The organism is Flavobacterium difficile (genome assembly GCF_011392115.1).
Taxonomy (GTDB): Bacteria; Bacteroidota; Bacteroidia; order Flavobacteriales; family Flavobacteriaceae; genus Flavobacterium; species Flavobacterium difficile.
This window is the reverse complement of record NZ_JAAJBT010000019.1, coordinates 1-2,319: the sequence shown is the minus strand read 5'-3', so window position 1 is coordinate 2,319 and position 2,319 is coordinate 1. Positions and strand designations below refer to the sequence as shown.

Below are 2,319 nucleotides of genomic sequence, written 5' to 3'. Positions count from 1 at the left end.
CCAAATCCTTGTCTTCCATTAGATGAAAAGAATAAGATGTTATCATCCTGAATCGATGGAAAACTCTCGTTAGCTTCTGTGTTTACATTTGCCCCTAAGTTTTCTGGTGTACCGTAAACATCTCCATCAATGCTTACTTTCCAAATGTCTTCGCCTCCTAATCCGCCTGGCATATCTGATGAAAAATATAAGGTTTTTCCATCCTTACTAATACTTGGGTTTCTTACCGAGTATGATTTACTATTGAATGGTAAGGGTTTTGAATTCGTCCATTTTTCTCCATCTTTTGTGGCTTTATACAAATAAATCTGACCGAACTTTAAACGCTTGGCTTTGTCTTTCTGGAATTCACTCTCGTTGAAACTCTCACTTCCGTAGTACATGGTATTTCCGTCTGCTGAGATTGCTGCTGGTCCGTCATGCCATTTGGTATTTAATTCTGCAACTTCTGTAGCTTGACTTAATGTCCCGTCTGCATTTCTTGTGGCTTTGTATAAATCTAAATACGGCTCTTCGTCCATACCACTTGTCTTTCTTGCTGTGTTTCTAGCACTCGCAAAATAAACCTCATTGGAATTACTTAACACGGCTCCAAAGTCTGCTTTATCGCTACTAACATCCGACTTTTTCGCGTCGTATTGTTTGCTTTGACTTTTTAATTGTGTTAAATAGTTCGGGTTGTTTTTAAACGCTTTGGCTCTAGCATCATTAGGTTGCATTTTGGCAAATTGTTCCATTTGTGCTTCTGCCGCTTTGGCGTTGCCTTCTGCCTTTAGCATTTGAGCATATCTAAAATATGTCTCTGCATCTTGCGGAGTTTCTACCGCTTTGGCATACCAAGTAACCGCTTCTTTCGTATTGAAAACATTAAAATAACTATCGGCTAATTGCTTGTAAACATAACCATCCGCTTTGTTTTTTTCTACCAATTTCGAATACGCTTGGGCCGCATCAACATACTCCAATCTGTCAAACAATTTGTCCGCCTCTTTAGTATCTTTGTTTTGTGCCATTAATCCTGTTGAAAACAGTAAGGTACCTGCTACTATATATATATTTCTCATAAGTATAATTCTTTGTGGGATAGATTAAAAATAACGTGGTGAACGTGATACTTTCTTACTAAAGTTAACATCAAACAACAAGATCACCTCATGCGAGGATGGCGTGGTTACATTTAAATCTGAAACGATATGATCGTAAGCATAACCAATACGTAAAGAAGGGGTAATGGCATAATTTACCATCGCACCAAAACTGTCATCTACTCTATAAGTCCCTCCGATTTCAAACTTGTCATAAAACATAAAATTCGTAGAAACATCCAATGAAGCTGGTGCCTCAAATGAAGATTTTGCCATGAAAAAAGGCTTGAATTTTACATTCTTATTAATATCAAAAACATAACCTCCTGTTAAAAAATAATGGCTCGATTCGTTCCCATAACTTCTACCATCAAAATCTAAATGTGTGCCTTTTAACATATTTGGAACCGATAATCCTAAATAATACTTTTGCGTATAATAAAAAGCTCCTGTACCAAAATTAAAATAACTATTGTTAACATTCTGACCAAATGCACCATCTCCTTGCTGCGGTAAGGTCGGTGCTATTTTTGTAGCATAATCCACATTGTGTAGCGTTAAACCCGCTTTTAATCCTAAAGCTAATTTGTGCTCACCTCCTAATTTTATAGTGTACGAAAAATCCCCATAAACATTGTTCTCCTCTACAGGACCTAATCTATCAGACACAACAGATAAACCCAAACCTACATTCTTTCCAACTGGACTATGCCCAAAAAAAGTACTCGTTACCGGTGCATCCTCCAACTCTATCCACTGCTGTCTGTGCAACAAGCCCATAGACAAACTCTCCTTACTTCCAGCATATGCAGGATTCATAACACTCATATTATACATGTACTGTGTATAATGTGGATCTTGTTGGGCTGAAACCTCTGAAAAGTAACCAACCGCTAACAATAAACCTAAATATATTTTTCTCATATTGATGTTGTTTAATAAAATCTACTCTTTTACTAGTTTATAAAAGAGTAGAATTATCTATCTTCTTATTGTTCTCTATTTATATAAATCCATCCTGTTTTCTTCTCACCAGATACCAACTCTATTACATAATAATAAGTACCGTCTGGCATCTCTCCACCTCCATTAAACTGTCCGCGCCAATCATTATTATAGTTCGTCTTAGTGTAAACCTCCTTACCATATCGATTGAAAATCTCAACCTTATTGGCAACCAACTCTAAGTAATCATTCAACCCATCTCCATTTGGCGAAATACCTTTTTGGATTT

Annotated in this window: 2 protein-coding genes and 1 pseudogene; all 3 read right to left on the bottom strand. The window is 36.7% G+C overall.

Translation table 11 applies throughout. The features are described 5' to 3' along the window. Nucleotides 1-1,064: pseudogene (locus G4D72_RS13260) on the bottom strand (PD40 domain-containing protein); the annotation flags it as partial. 24 nt (nt 1,065-1,088) lie between these two features. Further along, entirely contained in the window at nt 1,089-2,009 is a 921-nt protein-coding gene (locus tag G4D72_RS13255; RefSeq protein ID WP_166078210.1) for a PorP/SprF family type IX secretion system membrane protein, read from the bottom strand. Between the two features lie 65 nt (nt 2,010-2,074). Beyond that, the coding region (locus tag G4D72_RS13250) for a gliding motility-associated C-terminal domain-containing protein (protein WP_166078209.1) at nt 2,075-2,319 on the bottom strand (245 nt) is incomplete at its 5' end.